General features: G+C 76.8%; 17 protein-coding genes. 6 read left to right on the forward strand and 11 right to left on the reverse strand.

Annotation, left to right across the window (positions count from 1 at the left end; translation table 11 throughout):
- The first annotated feature begins 53 nt into the window (after window positions 1–53).
- Together ABQ292_RS00600 and ABQ292_RS00605 are read left to right on the forward strand one after the other, a co-directional pair.
- Window positions 54–1,112: a ThiF family adenylyltransferase gene (locus ABQ292_RS00600; protein ID WP_369202153.1), complete on the forward strand. Its 1,059-nt coding sequence runs from the start codon at window positions 54–56 to the stop codon at window positions 1,110–1,112.
- A gap of 59 nt (window positions 1,113–1,171) precedes the next feature.
- Window positions 1,172–2,494, forward strand: a complete 1,323-nt coding sequence (locus tag ABQ292_RS00605) for an ABC1 kinase family protein (RefSeq protein ID WP_369202155.1) — start codon at window positions 1,172–1,174, stop codon at window positions 2,492–2,494.
- 130 nt (window positions 2,495–2,624) lie between these two features.
- Here the strand turns inward: ABQ292_RS00605 and ABQ292_RS00610 are convergent, their stop codons facing one another.
- The 4 genes from ABQ292_RS00610 to ABQ292_RS00625 all read right to left on the reverse strand — a co-directional run bounded on the left by ABQ292_RS00610 (window position 2,625) and on the right by ABQ292_RS00625 (window position 5,979).
- Window positions 2,625–2,789 carry a hypothetical protein gene (locus tag ABQ292_RS00610; protein WP_369202157.1) on the reverse strand — a complete coding sequence of 55 codons (165 nt, stop codon included), beginning with the start codon at window positions 2,787–2,789 and terminating at the stop codon, window positions 2,625–2,627.
- 72 nt (window positions 2,790–2,861) lie between these two features.
- Window positions 2,862–3,209: a WhiB family transcriptional regulator gene (locus ABQ292_RS00615; RefSeq protein ID WP_438940555.1), complete on the reverse strand. Its 348-nt coding sequence runs from the start codon at window positions 3,207–3,209 to the stop codon at window positions 2,862–2,864.
- A 142-nt stretch (window positions 3,210–3,351) separates the two neighbouring features.
- Window positions 3,352–3,750: a hypothetical protein gene (locus ABQ292_RS00620; protein ID WP_369202159.1), complete on the reverse strand. Its 399-nt coding sequence runs from the start codon at window positions 3,748–3,750 to the stop codon at window positions 3,352–3,354.
- 192 nt (window positions 3,751–3,942) lie between these two features.
- The gene (locus ABQ292_RS00625) at window positions 3,943–5,979 is read right to left on the reverse strand and encodes an ATP-dependent helicase (RefSeq protein ID WP_369202161.1); all 2,037 of its coding nucleotides are present in this window, start codon (window positions 5,977–5,979) and stop codon (window positions 3,943–3,945) included.
- Window positions 5,980–6,181: 202 nt separating this feature from the next.
- Here ABQ292_RS00625 and ABQ292_RS00630 point away from each other — a divergent pair, with 202 nt between their 5' ends.
- From ABQ292_RS00630 to ABQ292_RS00640, 3 genes are all read left to right on the forward strand, one after another.
- Window positions 6,182–6,445, forward strand: coding sequence for a mycoredoxin (locus ABQ292_RS00630; RefSeq protein WP_369202163.1), 264 nt, complete (start codon window positions 6,182–6,184; stop codon window positions 6,443–6,445).
- Between the two features lie 173 nt (window positions 6,446–6,618).
- Entirely contained in the window at window positions 6,619–7,245 is a 627-nt protein-coding gene (locus tag ABQ292_RS00635) for an ANTAR domain-containing protein (RefSeq protein WP_369202165.1), read from the forward strand.
- 419 nt (window positions 7,246–7,664) lie between these two features.
- Complete coding sequence (locus tag ABQ292_RS00640; RefSeq protein WP_369202167.1) at window positions 7,665–7,913, forward strand: hypothetical protein; 249 nt, start codon at window positions 7,665–7,667, stop codon at window positions 7,911–7,913.
- 70 nt (window positions 7,914–7,983) lie between these two features.
- On the opposite strand, the gene nudC is transcribed toward ABQ292_RS00640, so the two are convergent.
- The 6 genes from nudC to ABQ292_RS00670 all read right to left on the reverse strand — a co-directional run bounded on the left by nudC (window position 7,984) and on the right by ABQ292_RS00670 (window position 15,877).
- On the reverse strand, window positions 7,984–8,943 hold the full coding sequence (gene nudC / locus ABQ292_RS00645) for an NAD(+) diphosphatase (RefSeq protein ID WP_369202169.1): 960 nt from the start codon (window positions 8,941–8,943) through the stop codon (window positions 7,984–7,986).
- Window positions 8,940–10,322, reverse strand: a complete 1,383-nt coding sequence (locus ABQ292_RS00650) for a M16 family metallopeptidase (RefSeq protein WP_369202171.1) — start codon at window positions 10,320–10,322, stop codon at window positions 8,940–8,942. Before ABQ292_RS00650 ends, nudC begins: the two co-directional genes overlap by 4 nt.
- Window positions 10,319–11,629: a M16 family metallopeptidase gene (locus ABQ292_RS00655; protein ID WP_369202173.1), complete on the reverse strand. Its 1,311-nt coding sequence runs from the start codon at window positions 11,627–11,629 to the stop codon at window positions 10,319–10,321. Before ABQ292_RS00655 ends, ABQ292_RS00650 begins: the two co-directional genes overlap by 4 nt.
- 249 nt (window positions 11,630–11,878) lie before the next feature.
- Window positions 11,879–12,772: a DUF2510 domain-containing protein gene (locus ABQ292_RS00660; protein ID WP_369202175.1), complete on the reverse strand. Its 894-nt coding sequence runs from the start codon at window positions 12,770–12,772 to the stop codon at window positions 11,879–11,881.
- Window positions 12,773–12,896: 124 nt separating this feature from the next.
- The gene (locus ABQ292_RS00665) at window positions 12,897–14,477 is read right to left on the reverse strand and encodes a serine/threonine-protein kinase (protein ID WP_369202177.1); all 1,581 of its coding nucleotides are present in this window, start codon (window positions 14,475–14,477) and stop codon (window positions 12,897–12,899) included.
- Window positions 14,474–15,877: a dipeptidase gene (locus ABQ292_RS00670; RefSeq protein WP_369202179.1), complete on the reverse strand. Its 1,404-nt coding sequence runs from the start codon at window positions 15,875–15,877 to the stop codon at window positions 14,474–14,476. The genes ABQ292_RS00665 and ABQ292_RS00670 overlap by 4 nt, the downstream gene beginning before the upstream one ends.
- Window positions 15,878–15,934: 57 nt before the next feature.
- Here ABQ292_RS00670 and ABQ292_RS00675 point away from each other — a divergent pair, with 57 nt between their 5' ends.
- A complete protein-coding gene (locus ABQ292_RS00675; RefSeq protein ID WP_369202181.1) occupies window positions 15,935–16,771 on the forward strand; it encodes an alpha/beta fold hydrolase in 837 nt (278 codons plus the stop codon).
- 4 nt (window positions 16,772–16,775) lie between these two features.
- Here ABQ292_RS00675 and ABQ292_RS00680 read toward each other — a convergent pair whose 3' ends face one another.
- On the reverse strand, window positions 16,776–17,270 hold the full coding sequence (locus ABQ292_RS00680; protein ID WP_369202183.1) for a GNAT family N-acetyltransferase: 495 nt from the start codon (window positions 17,268–17,270) through the stop codon (window positions 16,776–16,778).
- Between the last annotated feature and the right edge of the window lie 11 nt (window positions 17,271–17,281).

Genomic DNA, 17,281 nt, shown 5'->3' on the forward strand with positions numbered 1-17,281 from the left:
GGCCCTGTGGACAGCGGCAGCGAGCCGGGCCGATCCGCTGCCACCCTGCCCGGGTGTCCGACACCGCCCACCCCCTCCTGCCCCCCGGCACCCCGCTGCTGCGGCACGGGCCCGACGCCCTGCAGGTCGGCGGCGTCCAGGGCGCCGACGGCCTGCTGGTCGGCGCCGAGCCGTCGCTGGTCGCGGGCCTGCTGCGCGGCCTGGACGGCCGGCGCGCCCAGCGGGCGGTCCTGGCCGACGCGGGCGCGGCCGGTCTGGACCCCGGCTCCGTGGGCGACCTCCTCGACGGCCTGCGGGCCACCGGCACGCTGGTCGACCTGGAGGCCGCCGATCTGCTGGCCTCCGACGCCGGGCCGGCCGCCACGGCACGCACCGCCGCCGAGCTGCCCGCCGCGCGGGACCGCGCCGGCACCTCCCGCTGGCGCGCCCGCCGGAGGGCGTCGGTCGTGGTCGAGGGCGCCACGCGGGTCGGCGTCCCGGTGGCCGCGCTGCTCGCGGCCAGCGGGGTGGGCCGCGTGGCGGTGCGCGACGACGGCACGGTGGACGCCGGTGACGCCGTCGTCGGCGGGCTGACGGCGGCCGACGAGGGACGGCCCCGGGGGGCAGCCGCCGCCGACGCCGTCCGCCGGGCCAGTCCGCTCACCGACCTGCGGCCGCTCCCGCCGGGCGTCGTCCCCGACCTGGTCGTCCTCGCCCGTCCCTGGGCCGCCTCCGACCCGCTGGTGGCCGGGCTGCGCGACGCCGGGGTGGCACACCTGGTCGCGACCGTGCGCGGGGAGACCGGCGTGGTCGGGCCGCTGGTGGTGCCGGGGGTGACCAGCTGCCTGAGGTGCGCAGACCTGCACCGCCGCGACGCCGATCCGCGGTGGCCGGTGCTGGCCGCCCAGCTCACCGGCGGCGAGGCTGCGCCGAGCGGCGCCACGCTCACCTGCTGGGCCACCGCGCTGGCCGCCGTCCAGCAGGCGCTGGCCTACCTCGACGGCAGCGGCAGCCCGGCCGCGCTCTCGGCCGTCGTCGAGCTGGGGCCGCCCGACCTGGTGCCCCGCCTGCGCCAGTGGCCGCCGCACCCGGGGTGCGGCTGCACCGCGTCGACGCGGCCACCGACGTCCTGACGGGAGGCCGTCCCTGGTCCCGTCAGCGGTGGACGCGCTCCGCAGGGGACAATGGCACGGTGAGCGACGACGCACGGGGGATCCCGCGGGGCTCGATCTCGCGCAGCGCGCGACTGGCCTCGCTTCCTCTGGGGGCGGCCGGACGCGCCACGCTCGGCATCGGCAAGCGCCTGTCGGGCCAGCCGGCCGACGCCGTCACCGCGGAGCTCCAGCAGCGCACCGCCGAACAGCTGTTCGCCGTCCTGGGCCAGCTCAAGGGCGGGGCGATGAAGCTCGGCCAGACGCTGTCGGTGTTCGAGGCCGCCGTGCCCGAGGAGATGGCCGCGCCGTACCGCGAGGCGCTGGTCAAGCTCCAGGAGGAGGCGCCGCCGATGCCGGTGCGCACCGTGCACGCGGTGCTCGCCCAGCAGCTCGGCGGCACGTGGCGCACCCGTTTCCGCGAGTTCGACGACGCCCCGGCCGCGGCGGCCAGCATCGGCCAGGTGCACCGCGCGATCTGGCGGGACGGCCGCGAGGTCGCCGTCAAGATCCAGTACCCGGGTGCGGCGACCGCGCTCATGGCCGACCTCAACCAGCTGGCCCGCTTCGCCCGGCTGTTCGCCGCCCTGTTCCCCGGCCTGGACGTCAAGCCGCTCATCGCCGAGCTCAAGGCCCGGGTGGTCGAGGAGCTGGACTACGGGCTCGAGGCCGACGCGCAGCGGCAGTTCTCCGCGGCCTACGCCGGCGACCCGGAGATCGTCGTCCCCCGGGTGGTCGCCAGCGCCCCCAAGGTGATCGTCTCCGAGTGGCTGGAGGGCCTGCCACTGTCCCGGGTGATCACCGAGGGCACCCGGGAGCAGCGCGACCGCGCCGGCCACCTCATGGCGGTGCTGCACTTCTCCGCTCCGTGGCGGGCCCGCCTGCTGCACGCCGACCCGCACCCGGGCAACTTCCGGCTGGTCGACGGCGACCGCCTCGGGGTCATCGACTTCGGCGCGACCGCCCGGCTGCCCGACGGCCTGCCCGAGCCGATCGGCCGCCTCGTGCGGTGGGCGCTGGAGGGGCGTGCCGAGGACGTGCTGACCGACCTGCGCGCCGAGGGCTTCATCCGTCCGGGCGTACAGGTCGACGCCGGGGGGGTGCTCGACTACCTGCGGCCGATGCTCGAGCCGATCGAGCGTCACGGCTTCCGCTTCACCCGCGCGTGGATGCAGGAGCAGGCTGCCCGCCTGGCCGACCCGCGCAGCGAGGCCAGCCGGCTGGGCCGCCAGCTGAACCTGCCACCTGCCTACCTGCTCATCCACCGCGTGACGATCGGCTCGATCGGTGTGCTCTGCCAGCTCGACGCCGCCGCCGACTACCGCAGCGTCTGCGAGGAGTGGCTGCCGGGCTTCGCCGGCTGAGCCGGCCCTCGCGGCGGCAGGAGGCCGGGTCCCGGACGCACCGGGAGCGTCCGGGACCCGGCCTCGGCCGGATGGTCCCGCTGCAGGGGCCCACCACGGGCCTGCGAGCGGTGCGGGCAGCGGGGTCCTCCTAGCGGACGGCGGCGCTGGCGCGCGCGGCACGCCGGGTGGCGTACTCGGCGCGCCGGGCCCACCGGCGGGCGGCCCGCAGCCGGCGGACACGGCCGGCGGCGTCGGCCTCGGCGCGCAGCTCGCGCAACCGGCTGGTGGCGAGGTCGTACTCGTACGTGCTCATCTCGGGTCCTCGGTGCTCGGCGGGCGTCGGTGCCCGCTGGGGATCAGGTGTCGGTGTCCGATGCCGTCGCGGTCACGCCGCGACGACCTTGCGGGGACGGCCCCGCGGGCGCTTGCGCGGGATGACCACACCCCGCTCGAAGATCTCGCCGCCCCAGACGCCCCACGGCTCGCCGCGGTCGAGCGCACCGGCCAGGCAGGCGTCGCGGACCGGGCACTCGCCGCACAGGACCTTGGCCTGCTCGAGCAGCGCGGGGCTCTCGGCGAACCACAGGTCCGGGTCGTCGGACCCGCGGCACGGCAGGGGCCGCCGCACCGGTGCCGGGGCCAGGGGCGTGTGCGGTGTCCTCGGGGTGGGGCCACCGGTCCGGGGGAGCCCGGGTCGGCGGTGGGACGTCGGGCGGGCGATCGTCGACTGCACTGCCGCTCCTCCTCGTACTCGTCGTCTCCGCGGCCGGCGGGGGCCCGCCGACCGGGTGGTCGGGGCCGGGTGCCGCGAGAAACGAAGAGGCCGCGGATCCCGGGTTCGGGTTCCGCGGCCTCGAGGAGGACCGGACGAGCGGCTAGCTCTGCGGTCTCCTCGGGGAGTGGATCCCGAGGGTGGTGCGCTCGATGGACGTGGGGTCGGTGGTGTCAGTGCCGAAGACGTCGGCGCTGAAGACGTCGGCGCTGAAGACGTCGGCGCTGAAGACGTCGGTGCTGAAGACGTCGGCGCGGCGGGCGTTGATACCGAGGAGGCCGGCGGTGGGCAGACTGGTCCCCTGCACGGCGACGGTCACGCCGGTCAGGCCGGTCCCGGTCAGCTGGTACGGCGTCGCGACGGCGACGGGAGCGGCGGTGCCGTGCCGCGGACGGACCACGAGCGCGGCGCCGTCCATGCCCGCGCGCGGGGCCGGACGCACAGCGAGGGCACCCGGGCCGGTGACCCCGGCGGGGGTGCCGGTGCACGCAGTGCTGATCACAGGAACCCCTCCTCCCGGGGTCGGAGCCGGCGGTCGAGCCGGCTCGGTCTGGCGCGCCCGAGTGGGTTCCGTCAGGCGCTGACCGGACAGTAGGGGCGGGCCAGGATCCGGCGCAACGCAATTAACGACGCCGTCCTCCGCCCACGGGACGGGCCGGCGTCGGCCCGTGCCGTCGGTACCGCGCGTGAGCGGTCAGCCGCTGACGGTGGCCAGGACCTCGTCGCCGTAGAGCTCGAGCTTGCGGGCGCCGACCCCTGGCAGTCCCGACAGCTCGCGCAGGCTGGCCGGCCTCGCCTCGGCGATGGCCTGCAGCGTGGCGTCGGTGAAGACGACGTAGGCCGGCACCGAGGCCGCCTGCGCGGTGCTGCTGCGCCAGGCGCGCAGCCGCTCGAACAGCTCCCCCGCCTCGCCCTCGAGCACGACCTTGACCTTCTTGGCCTTGCGGGGCACGGGCGCCGCCGACGGCGTGGACCCGGGCACCAGGCCCTCGAGGAACCGGCTGCGGGGCCGGGGCCGCCGGGCACCGGGGTTGCGCACCAGCGACCAGGAGAGGGTGAGCTGCTCCCGCGCGCGGGTGACCGCGACGTACAGCAGCCGCCGCTCCTCATCCACCGCCTCGGGCCGCGACAGGGACTGGGCGATCGGCAGCACGCCGTCGACCAGGCCGACGACGAAGACCGCGTCCCACTCCAGGCCCTTGGCCGCGTGCATCGAGGCGAGGGTGACGCCCTGGACGGTGGGTGCGTGCTGGGCGTCGGCCCGCTCGGCGAGGTGGGCGACGAAGCGCGGCAGGTCGACCGTGGGGTCCTCGGCGACGAGGTCGACGGCGAGGTCGACCAGCGCGGCCAGTGACTGCCAGCGGTCGCGCGCCGCCCCACCGGCCGGCGGCCGGTGCTCGACCCAGCCGGTCGAGGCGAGCACGTCGCGCACGGTGGGCACCAGCGCGCCCGGCTCGCTGCCGCCGGCGGCCGCCCCGCGCAGCAGGACGACGGCCTCGCGCACCTCCGGCCGCTCGAAGAACCGCTCGCCGCCCCTGAGGACGTAGGGGACGCCGGCGTCGGTCAGCGCCGACTCGTACACCTGCGACTGGGCGTTGATCCGGAACAGGACGGCGATCTCCGACGCCGGTGTCCCCGCCTCGACCAGCGCGCGGCAGGCCTGGGCGACGGCGGCGGCCTCGGTGGGCTCGTCGGCGTGCTCGAGGAAGCGCGGGGCCGGCCCCTCGGCGCGCTGACCGAGCAGGCGCAGACCCGGCAGCCCCCGGCGCGGCGGCGCCTGGCCGATGAGCTTGTTGGCCAGCGCGACGACCTGCGGGGTGGACCGGTAGTCACGCTCGAGCTTGACCACCTCGGCGTCGGGATAGCGGTCGGCGAAGCCGAGCAGGTGGTCGGGGTCGGCGCCGGTGAAGGAGTAGATCGTCTGGTTGGGGTCCCCGACGACGCAGACGTCGGCCCGCCCGCCGAGCCAGGCGTCGAGCAGCCGCTGCTGCAGCGGGTTGACGTCCTGGTACTCGTCGACGACGAAGTAGCGGTACTGCGCACGCACCTGCCGGGCGACGTCGGGGTGCTCCTCGATCGCGAAGGCGGTGACCAGCAGCAGGTCCTCGAAGTCCAGCGCCCCGTCGCGCTGCTTGGCCGACTCGTAGGAGGCGTACACGCGGGCGACGGCGGCCGCGTCGAACGGCGGCTCCCGGCCCGCGGCCGCGGCCCGCTTCGGGTAGTCCTCGGGCGTGGCCAGCGTCGTCTTGGCCCACTCGATCTCGCTGGCGAGGTCGCGCAGGCTGGTGCGGTCGGTGGTCAGCCGTGCCCGCGTGGCGGCGGAGGCGACCACCCGGAGCTTGTTCTCGACCAGCGGCGGCAGCGGCCCGCCGAGGACGCGGGGGGCGAAGTAGCGCAGCTGGCGCATCGCCGCGGCGTGGAAGGTGCGGGCCTGGACACCGCCGACACCCAGCCCGGCCAGGCGGGTGCGCAGCTCCCCCGCCGCGCGGGCGGTGAAGGTCACCGCGAGCACCTGCTCGGGGACGAAGGCGCCGGTGTGCACGCCGTAGGCGATGCGGTGCGTGATGGTGCGGGTCTTGCCCGTGCCGGCGCCGGCGAGGATGCACACCGGTCCGGTGACCGCCTGCGCCGCCGTCCGCTGCTCCTCGTCGAGACCGGCCAGCACCGCCTCGGCGGTGGAGGGCGCCGGAGCCCCGGCACCGCGTCCGGGTGCGTCGGCTGTCCGCGGCATGCGGTTTCCTCCTGAGGACGAGCACGGTGGTGGTCGGGCGGACTGCCCCCGATCCTCCCAGCCGCCACCGACGGGCGGCGGGGACACCCCGGACCTGGGGACGGCGGGTGGGGAGCAGGAGGGAAGGTCCACCGCGGTCGGGGCGTTCCCCCGGCGGGACGCCGCGCGTCCAGCACCGACCGACTCCCTGGGAGGACCCCGAGTGACTGCCGCACCCGCCGCCGTGACGATGTACACCACCACCTGGTGCGGGTACTGCGTGCGGCTCAAGAAGATGATGCAGATCGAGGGCATCTCCTACGCCGAGGTCGACATCGAGCGCGACGAGGCCGCCGCCGACGTCGTCATGCGCGCCAACGGGGGCAACCGCACCGTGCCGACCCTCGTCTTCGCCGACGGCAGCGCCCTGACCAACCCCAGCATCGACCAGGTGAAGGCCCAGCTGGCGCAGCAGCCCGGCGCCTGAGACGGCGGGTGGTGCACGGTCGCCGACTCCCGGCGGTGCATCATCGACCCCTGGCTGGTCGCGACCGTGACCGCCCGACCGTCCCCGGCCCGCCCGGCCGGACCACCCCGGGAGCCGCTGTCGTGACCTCGGACGCCGTGCACCTCCCTCCGCCCGCCGTACCCGGCTCGCCCGTGTCCCCGGACGTCACGGAGGACCGGCCGGCCGTCGTCGTCGCCCGCACCGGCCGCGGCTGGCACGTGTTCGCGCCGGGGCGCGCCGAGGACGTCGGCGACCTGCTCGAGGGCATGTCACTGGCCGACCTCGTCGCCGAGGAGCTCGGCTCCCCCGCCGAGCCCGACCGCACCGCCCGCCGGGCCGCCCGCGGTCCGGGCGCCCAGGAGCCCCCGGCCGACCCGCGCGACGCCCGGATCGTCGCGCTGGAGCGCACCGTCGCCCAGCTCGAGCACGCCCTGGCCTCCCGCGTGGTCACGGAGCGGGCCATCGGGGTGCTCGCCGAGCGACACACCACCGCACCGCGGGCGGCGTTCGAGGCGCTGCGCGCCCAGGCCCGCTCCTTCGGCCGCTCCGTGCACGAGCTCGCCACCGAGGTGCTCGCGACGCTGGAACGGCTGCCCGCCGAGGCGCCCCGCCCGGCCGTGCCCGTCGGCGCCGAGCCGGTCGTCGACGCGCCCGCCGCCGAGGCGGCACCGTCCGCACCCGCCGGGCCCTCGCCCGCGCCGCGGCGGCACCCCGGTCGGCGGGTCGAGCGGGGCAGCAGCCGCCCCGGCCCGGCGTCCCCCGCGGACGGCCGCCGCTGAGCGGTCCGGAGCCGCTGACCCCGGGTGCGCTGGCCGACCGGCTGGCCGCCCTCCTCGCCGACGTCGAACCGCTGACCGGGGCCGCCGCCGTACGGGTCGCCGTCGACGGCCCCGACGTCGCCGCTCCGGAGGCGCTCGCCGCTGCGGTCGCCGAGCGGCTGCCCGTCCTCGGCCGCCCCGCGGCCGTCGTCCCCGCCGCGGGGTTCCTCCGCCCCGCCTCGCTGCGTCTCGAGCACGGGCGCACCGACCCCGATGCGCGCTACACCGACTGGCTCGACACCGGGGCGCTGGCCCGGGAGGTCCTCGACCGGGTCGGCCCGGGCGGTCCCGGCGAGTACCTGCCGCTGCTGTGGGACGTCGCCCGTGACCGAGCGGCCCGCGTCGCCTACCGGGCGGCGCCGACCGGCGGGGTGCTGCTGGTGCCCGGGCCGCTGCTGCAGGGCGTCGGACTGGCCTTCGACGTCGTCGTCCACCTGCGGGTGGCCCCGGCCGCACGGAGACGGCGCTTCCCGGCCGACCAGGCGTGGGAGCTGCCCGCGTTCGACCGCTACGACGACGAGGTCGACCCCGTGGCCCTGGCCGACGCCGTGGTGCTGGCCGACCGCCCGGAGCACCCCGCGCTGGTGCTGCAGGGCCGCTTCGCCGCCCGCGATGACCAGGTGACCTGATCCCAGCACGTCCTCCCCGACCGTGCACGGTCAGGGGGGACGCGCCACGATCAGGGACCCTGATCGTGGCTCAGCCGAGCTCGCCGGCCACCCAGCGGTCGATGATGTGCCGGGCGATGGACACCGGCGGCGGCAGCGCCTCGGGACCGCGACCGGAGGCGAGCTCCTCGCGGGTCCACCAGCGGGCCTCCTCGATCTCGGTGGGGTCCAGCCGCAGGGTGTCGTCGCCCTCGACGCGGGCGGTGAACCCGAGCATGAGCGACTGCGGGAACGGCCAGGGCTGGCTGCTCACGTAGCGGATGTCGGTGACCGTGAGGCCCACCTCCTCGGCCACCTCGCGGGCCACCGCGCCCTCGGCCGACTCCCCCGGCTCGACGAACCCGGCGAGGATGGAGAACCGTCCCGGTGGCCACACCGCCTGGCGACCCAGCACGCAGCGGTCACCGCCGTCGTGCACGAGCATGATCACCGCAGGGTCGGTGCGCGGGAAGAGCTCGACACCGGTCACCGGGTCGCGCTGCACCCAGCCGGCCCGCTCGACGGTGGTGGGGGCACCCGACAGCGGGCTGAACCGGGCACGCTCGTGCCACTCGAGGATGCCGATCGCCTCGGCGAGCAGGCCGGCGTCGAGGTCGCCCAGGGCGGCGCCGACCTCGCGCAGCCCGGACCAGGTGTCCACCGGCCGGCCGTTGACCGTCAGGGCGCGCTCCCCGCGCACCGCGGCGTAGGGCACGCCGTCGGCCTCGCCGAGGTACACCGCGCCGACCGGCAGCGCGGGCTGCTCGTCCCACACCAGCGACGGGCCGTCGTCCCCCTCGTGCACGGGCACGGTGCGCCGCTCGTCGACGGTGAGCACCCGCACCGGCCGCCCACCGGCGGGGTCGGGCAGCGAGCGGGACAGGTGCGCCCGGTCGTGCGCCGAGCGGGACAGCACGGGCACGGCGCCGTTCGTCGGTGGCGTGCCGGCCGGCCACTGCTCGCGGGTGGGCGGGACGTCGGCCGGCGTGCTGCCACCCGGCGGGACGCTCACTCCGGCTCCGGTGCCGTCGCGGCGGCGCTGGCGGTGACGTCGACCGGGCCGAGGGCGCGCAGCGCGTCGGTGACCCGCTCGGCGTCACCGACGACGACGCCGGTGAGCGTGGCCGGCGCCAGGTACCGGCGGGCGGCCTCCTGCACCTGCTCGACGGTGACGTCGGCCAGCGCGCGCTGGTGCTCGGCCAGCCACTCGGCCGACAGGCCCGAGCCGGCCAGCGCCGAGAGCGTGCCGGCCAGCCCGGCGTGCGTCGCCGTGGACAGCGCCATGCTGCCGAGCACGTAGCGGCGGGCGGCGTCCAGCTCGGCCTCGGTGACCGGGGCCAGCGCCATCCGGCCCAGCTCGGCCCAGGTCTCCAGGAACGCCGGGCCGGTGACCTCGGTGGCGACGTCGGCCTCGACGAGGAACGAGGAGGCGGCCGCGAGGTGGTCGACGGCGCTGCGCGGGCTGTAGGAGTAGCCGCGCCGCTCGCGGATGTTCTCGACCAGCCGCGAGGAGAAGTAACCGCCGAAGACCATGCTGGCCAGCCGGACGGCGGGCAGGTCGGGGTCCGTGCGGCCGGGGGCCGGCCCGCCCAGGCGGATGTTGGACTGCACCGCGCCGGGCCGGTCGACCACCTCGAGGTGTCCGGCCGCCAGCGTCGGGGCCGGCGGAGCGACGGCGGCGGTGCCCTCGCCGGTCCACTGCCCCAGCGCGGCGGCGACGGCGTCGGTGGCCGCGGCGGCGTCGAGGTCGCCGACGAGCACCAGCGTGCTGCCGGTGGGCAGCACGCGCTCGCGGTGCAGCTTGCGCAGTGCGGCGGCCCCGACCCTGCCGACCAGCTCGGGCGAGGGCAGCTGGGCGGCGTAGGGGTGGGTGCCGTAGCGGCGGGCGGCCAGCGCGGTCCGCGCGATCACGCCGGGCTGGGAGCGGGCGATGGCGATCCGTTCGGCCACCCGGTCACGCTCGGCGTCCACCCGGTCGGTCGGGTAGGCCGCCTGGGTGAGCACCTCGGCGAGCACGCCCAGGACGGGCTCGAGCCCCTCGGACAGCAACGTCGTGGAGAACAGCAGCCGGTCGGGGTCGGCGGCCACGGACAGCTCGGCGCCGTGGCCCTGCAGCAGCTCGGCGATCCCCGTGGCGTCGTGCCGGGCCGTCCCGAGCAGGACCGCGCCGGAGAGCACCGAGGCCCGGGCGGTGTGCTGGGCGGCGCCGCGCGGCGAGGTCGCGGCGAAGGGCACGCGCAGCCGCAGCTCCACCAGCGGGACGCCCGGCCGCGGGACGACGACGACGGTCAGCCCGCTGGGCAGCGTCGTCGTCGCCACCTCGGGGACCGGCTGCGGACGCGGCTCGCCCAGCGGCGGGACGAGGCCGAGGTCGAGCACCGGCGCGCTCACCGGGCACCCCCGGTGGCGCGCAGCTCCAGCACCGCGGCGGTGCCGGGATCGAGCCCCTTGGCCGCCGCCTGCACCTCGTCGGGGGTGACCGCGGCCAGCCGGGCGGCGAGCTCCCCGGCCAGCTCCGCGCGGCCGTGCACCAGCTCGGCGGCGGCCAAGCCCAAGGTGCGGCCGAGCACCGAGTCGGCCTGCCGCAGCAGCTGGGCACTCGTGCGGGCCTGGACCCGGGCCAGCTCCTCGGGCTCGACGCCCTCGGCGGCCACGCGACCGATCTCCTCGTGCACCGCGGCCAGCACGTCGGCGACGGGCACCGCGGCCGGGTGGTGCACCTGCGTGGTCAGCAGGGTGGCGTCGCGGACGTCGAACGGGTCGCCGAACAGACCCACGTAGCTGCTCTGCGCCACCGCCAGCCGGTCGTCGTGCACCAGCCGGCGCTCCAGCCGGGAGGCGTCGCCCTCGCTGAGCAGCTCGGCCAGCAGCACGGTGCCGAGGTAGGTGTCGAGGTCGCCCACCGGGTCGGGCACCCGCCAGCCCAGTGCGACGGCGGGCGCCGGGGCGAGCCGGTCCTCGACGACGCCGGAACGGACCTGCGTCGGGGAGGGCTCCCCGGTGTAGGGCGTCGGGGGGACGTCGCGGGCCTCCACCGGGCCGAACCAGCGGCGCACCAGCCGCTCGGTCTCGCCGGCGTCGAGGTCCCCGCCGATGCACAGGACGGCGTTGCCCGGGGCGTAGTACCGGGAGAAGAAGTCGGTGGCGTCGGCGACCGTGGAGCTCTCCAGGTCGACGAAGGAGCCGTAGCCGTCGTGGGTGTTGGCGAAGCTCTCGAAGGCCAGCTGCGGCAGCTGGAGCCAGGGGAACGCGCCGTAGGGCCGGTTGAGCACGTTGACCCTGATCTCCTCCTTGACCACGTCGATCTGGTTGCGGAGGTTCTCCTCGGTGATCGCCGGCGCAGCCATCCGGTCGGCCTCGAGGAACAGCGCGCGCTCGAGCGCCTCGGCCGGCAACGCCTCGTAGTAGTTGGTGTAGTCCTGGTGCGTCGAGCCGTTGAACGTGCCACCGGCGGCCTGCACCAGGCGGGCGTGCTCCATCTTCGGCACGTGCGCCGAGCCCTGGAACATCACGTGCTCGAAGAGGTGGGCGAACCCGGTGCGGCCCTCCGGCTCGTTGCGCATGCCCACGTCGTAGAAGACGGTCACGGCGACGACCGGCACGCTGCGATCAGGCGCGAGGACGACTCGCAGCCCGTTGTCCAGCGAGAAGCGCTCCACCGGGTGCCGCACGGTCAGGTCGACCCCAGCTGTTGTCACGCACCCGACACTAACCGCAGGGCGACGGACGGCTCCTGGCCGCGGTCGGCGACCGACGAGCGGGGCCCGCAGGGTCCCCGAGGAGGGCTGCGCCCGCCGCGGCGCAACGCGGCAGGGGGACGGCTCCTGGCCGCGGTCGGCGACCGACGAGCGGGGCCCGCAGGGTCCCCGAGGAGGGCTGCGCCCGCCGCGGCGCAACGCGGCAGGGGGACGGCTCCTGGCCGCGGTGCGGTCCGGAGGACCGCATTGTCAGAGCACGTCGATGTCGGCGACCACGCGGTCGATGACGCCGTAGAGCTCGGCGTGCGTGTTGGGGATGGAGACGTAGAGCAGGGCCGGGTCGGGCCGGCCGACGTCGATGACCAGCAGCGCGGCCCGCTCGCCGGTGGAGTCGTACCCCTCGACGTCCCAGGTCAGCTGGAACTCGATCAGGTGGGCGTTCGCGCCGTCGACGGTGAGTGCCTCGTCGCGCAGGACCTCGCGTTCGTTCGGGTACGGGTAGTAGGCCACGCGGACGCCGTCGGCCAGCGTCGTCACCGTGGCCTGCTCGCTGCCCGGGCCGGTCCAGCCGTAGCCGGGCGACACCGGGCCGGAGGTGCACTGGGCGATGAAGTCCCCGCCCGTGGGCACGCCCTCCTGGGTGGTGAAGTACTGCCCGGCGGTCGTGCGGGTCTCGGGCATGAGCGTGAGGTCGTACTCGTACCAGCCGTTGCCGAGGAACGGGTAGGAGATGCCCGCCGACTCGTCGACGATCCGCACGGTGCCCGGCGGGAAGGTCGGGCCGGCCGGCGGGTCGTCAGGCGGTGGGTCGGCGACGGCCGTGTCGCTGCGCCCGGACAGGCCGACGACGAGCGCCACGACGACCACGACCACCACCGCCAGCACGCCGCCGGCGACCAGCCACCCCGTGCGCGCCCGCGAGGCAGGCCGCGGCGGCGCGACCTGCCACGGGGTCCCGGCCGACGGCGGGAGCGGCGGACGCGGGGGCGCGGCCACCGGGGAGGCCTGCACCGCGACGCCGGGGCCGGCCGGCGTCGTCACGTCGGACCAGCCGACCCCGTCCCACCAGCGCACCATCCCGGCGGCACCGTCGGGATCGGGGTACCACCCTGCCGGTTCGCTCGGCTGCCCACGTCCGGTCACGCGGTCAGCGTAGGACCGTGACCCCGCCGGTCCGCGTCACCCGGCAGCGGGAGTCGGCGGGGGTCAGCTGTAGCCGCGGTCGCCGGTGTCACCCCACCAGCTGAGCAGGGCGCGGAGCCCGTCCTCACCCCCGCCGCGCTGCTCGGCGACCGAGTAGGTGCCGAGGTCGTCCCACGTCCAGGCGAGCACGGAGTCGCCGTCGTCGTCGACCCAGCAGGCCAGCCGGCCGACCTCCACCTCGCCGGCGTCGGCGCCGGTCCCGGCACTGGTGTCGACGACCGGCAGCCACCCACTCGGGCCCGGTCCGTCCGCGCTGGGTCCGCAGTCGGTCCGCGATCCGAGCCGGCCCAGCTGCTGGCGCTCGACGTCGGCGGACAGACGCCGCGGCGGCGCCGTCGCCCTCGTGGGCGGCGTAGGTGGTGCTGGTCGGTCCGTCCTCGACCGCGGGGCAGGCCAGCTGCCGCAGCACGCCGTCGGCGGGCTCCTGCACCGTGCAGTCGGCCGGGTCGACGTCGTCGGCGAGCCCGGCGGCGACCAGCCGCTGACCGGCGCCGGTCGCGGCGTCGGAGGCGTCGTCCGCGCTGACGGCGGCGAGGGCCAGGAGCGCGGCCAGCACCAGCGTGAGGACACCGCCGAGGGCGGCCAGCACCCACGGCAGCCGCGGGAGGCGTCGCGCCGGCGGGCCGGTGGGGGCCCGGTACGCCCCGGCGCCGACCGTCGTCGGCGGGCCGGCCGGCCGGGGCACGCCCTGCTGCCGGGTGACCACCCGGCCGGGGACGCCGTCGGGTGCGGGACCGACCCGGGTGCCGGCCTCGGCGGGCACCGGCACGCCGCTCCCGGTGAGCGCGGCCCGCGCCGCCGCGGCCATGGCCCCGGCGGTCGGCCAGCGCTGCTCGCGGTCCTTGGCCAGGCCGCGCAGGACCACCGCGTCCAGGGCGGGCGGCACGCCCGGGACCAGGGACGACGGCGGGGTCGGCGGCTCGTGCGTGTGCGCGGCCATCAGCGCGACCGGGTCGGCGCCGGGGAACAGCCGCCGCCCGGTGAGCGTCTCGAACAGCACGCAGGCCAGCGAGTAGACGTCGGCGCGGCCGTCCAGCGGCACGGAGGAGAACCGCTCGGGCGCCATGTACTCGGTGCTGCCGACGGCCGCCCCGGTGCCGGTGAGCGCCGGGCCGGTGCCCTCGGTGGTGCGGGCGATGCCGAAGTCGGCGAGGTAGCAGAAGTCCTCACCGGGCGCGGAGTGGGCGAGGTCGGTGCCGTCGGCACGGGCCACCAGCAGCACGTTGGACGGCTTGACGTCGCGGTGCACCAGGCCGCTGGCGTGCGCGGCGTCGAGCGCGCGGGCCACCTGGCCGACGACGTCGACCGCGCGCGCCGGCGACAGCCGCCCGGAGCGGCGCAGCAGCGAGGCGAGGTCCTCCCCCTCGACCAGCCGCATGTCGAGGAACAGCTGACCGTCGATCTCGCCGAAGCGGTGGATCGGGACGACGTGCGGCTCGTTGAGCCGGGCGGCGATCCGGGCCTCGCGGCGGAAGCGCTCGCGGTAGCCCTCGTCGGTGGCCCACTGCGGGTGCAGCACCTTCAGCGCGACGTCGCGCTCGTGCTCGTCGTCGTGCGCCCGGAGCACCGACCCCATGCCGCCGCTGCCGAGCACGCCGAGGACGCGGTAGGGGCCGAAGCGCCCACCGGGCTCGGGGACGGTCACCGGGTCGCCAGCTCCCGCCAGAGGTGGGCCGCCGCCTCCGCGCCGCGGTACAGCATCGGCAGCAGCACGCGCTCGTTCGGGGAGTGGATGCGGTCGGTGGGCAGCCCGGCGCCGAGGAAGACCAGCGGCGCGCCGAGCACCTCGACCAGGTCGGCCTCGGGACCGCTGCCGCCCTCCCGGGTGAACAGCACGTCGGCGGGATCGGTGTCGAAGGCCTGCCCGATGGCGCTGAGCAGGGCATCCACGTGCGGGGAGTCGAGGTCGCTCGCGCAGGGGGCGACGCCGCCGGGCGGGGTGTGCACGTCGGCCTCGATCCCCTCGGGCAGGTGCTGCTCGACCCACGCGCGGACCTGGGCGGCGACGTTCTCGGGCCGCTGGTCGGCCACCAGCCGGAAGGTGAGCTTGGCGTGCGCCTCGGCCGGGATGATCGTCTTGTGGCCGGGGCCGGTGTAGCCGCCCCACATGCCGTTGACCTCCGCGGTCGGGCGGGCGCCGATCCGCTCCAGCGTGCTGAAGCCCGCCTCGCCCGCGGTCGCCCGGGAGGCGGCGGGACCGGCCAGCCACGCGGCCTCGTCGAAGGGGACGCGGGCCATCAGCTCGCGCTCGCGGTCGGTCAGCGGCCGGACCTCCTCGTAGAAGCCGGGCAGCGTGACCCGGCCCTGCTCGTCGTGCAGGGCGGCGACCAGCTCGGCCATGGCGTGCAGCGGGTTGGGCACCCCGCCGCCGAAGGAGCCCGAGTGCAGGTCGACGGCGGGCCCGCGCAGGGTGATCTCGGCGTCGGCGAGGCCGCGCATGGCGACGACGGCGCTGGGCACGTCGGGCGCGGCCATGCCGGTGTCGCTGACGACGACGACGTCGCAGGCCAGCCGCGCGGCGCGCTCGCGGAGCAGGTCGGCGAAGTGCGGGGAGCCCGACTCCTCCTCCCCCTCGACCAGCAGCTTGACCGTGACCGCGGGGGCGTCGCGGCCGGTGGCGGCCAGGTGGGCGCGGATGCCGAGCAGGTGCATCGCCACGTTGCCCTTGTCGTCGATGGCGCCGCGGGCGTACAGCTCCGGGCCGTCGGGGCCCTCGACGCGGGTCGGCTCGAACGGCGGGTGCTCCCACAGCTCGGGCGGGTCGACGGGCTGCACGTCGTGGTGGCCGTAGACCAGGGCCACCGGCGCGCCGGGGTCGGCCGCGGGCCACTCGGCGTAGACGGCCGGCGCCCCGGCGGTCTCCCACACCTCGACGACGGGGAAGCCGGTGCGCCGCAGCGCGGCGGCCAGCCACTCGGCGCTGGCGGCGACGTCGGGAGCGTGCACGGGGTCGGCGGAGATCGACGGGATGCGCAACCAGGCGTCGAGGTCGGCGTGCAGGTCGTCGAGGTGGGCCTGCACGTACGCGCGTTCCGGGCTCGTCACGAGCGCCGACGGTAGCGGCGTGGGCGGCGCCGGACCGCCCCGGCTAGGTTCCGCGGCATGGCCGGAGAACTGCTGCGCGTGGACGTCGGCGACCTGACCCTCGACGTGCGGGCCGACGGACCGGAGGACGGGCGGCCGGTGCTGCTGCTGCACGGCTTCCCCGAGACGTCGCTGTCGTGGGCGGCCGTCACGCCGCGGCTGACCGAGGCGGGGCTGCGGACCCACGCCGTCGACCAGCTCGGCTACTCCCCCGGCGCCCGGCCGGCCGAGGTGGAGGCCTACGCGCTGACCAACCTCGCGCAGGTCACCGCCGACCTGATGACGGCGATGGACCTGCCGGTGGCCGACGTCGTCGGGCACGACTGGGGCGCCAACGTGGCCTGGGCGCTGGCCGCCTGGCACCCCGACCGGGTCCGCTCGCTCACCGCCGTCTCGGTGCCCCACCCCAGCGCGTTCACCACCGCCTGGCGCAGGGACCCCGAGCAGCAGGAGCGGTCGGCCTACATCCGGCTGTTCTGGCAGGAGGGCAAGGCCGAGGAGGTGCTGCTGGCCGACGACGCGCGGCGGCTGCGGCGGATGTACGGGGACGCCGTCGACCGCGAGGCCGTCGACGAGTACGTGGCGGTGCTGTCGGCGCCGGGCGCGCTGACCGCGGCGCTGAACTGGTACCGCGCCATGAGCTCGGCGACGCCGGTCGACGACGTCGCCGTCCCCACCACGTACGTGTGGAGCGACGCCGACGCGGCGATCGGCCGGACCGCCGCCGAGGCCTGCGCGGCGCACGTGACCGGCGACTACCGCTTCCTCGAGCTGCCCGGCGTCAGCCACTGGATCCCCGAGCAGGCGCCCGACCGGCTGGCCGCCGCGATCCTCGACCGGATCGCGTCGAGCTGAGCGGTCACAGCAGCCGGTAGTAGCGGACCAGCGGCAGCGCGGTGAAACCCGCGGCCTCGTAGGTGTGGCGGGCGGGGGCGTGCCCGGGGTCGCCGCCGGTGCCGATCGCGGCGAGCCGCACCCCGGCGTCCCGCAGCACGTCCAGGCCGGCCTGGAGCAGGCGGGCGCCGGTGCCGCGCCGCTGGGCCGCGGGGTCGACGGCGAGCATCTCGACCTCGCCGCTACCGGGCTCGTCGTGCGACTCGTCGTGGACGACGACGGCGACGAACCCGACCGGGCGGCCGTCCTCGGCGGCCACCCGCACCCGGATCGCCGGATCACGGCACACGCGCTCCACCGCCGCGGCCTGCGCCGTGCGCCAGTCGGGGTACAGCTGCCGGTACACCCCCGGCCCGAGGACCGTCGCGAAGGAGGCGAACACCGGCGCCCACGCGCGCAGCGACAGGGCCACCACCCCGGGGACGTCGGCGTCGGTCAGGTCCCGGATCTCGACGGCCACACGGTCAGGCT

It is taken from the genome of Geodermatophilus maliterrae, from assembly GCF_041018925.1.
GTDB classification, from domain to species: Bacteria; Actinomycetota; Actinomycetes; order Mycobacteriales; family Geodermatophilaceae; genus Geodermatophilus; species Geodermatophilus maliterrae.

Bases quoted from the DNA above. Each gene is read 5' to 3' on its own strand.
- ABQ292_RS00675 (WP_369202181.1), top strand. From the start codon at position 15,935: ATGGCCGGAGAACTGCTGCGCGTGGACGTCGGCGACCTGACCCTCGAC.
- ABQ292_RS00610 (WP_369202157.1), bottom strand. From the start codon at position 2,789: ATGAGCACGTACGAGTACGACCTCGCCACCAGCCGGTTGCGCGAGCTG.
- ABQ292_RS00625 (WP_369202161.1), bottom strand. From the start codon at position 5,979: ATGCCGCGGACAGCCGACGCACCCGGACGCGGTGCCGGGGCTCCGGCG.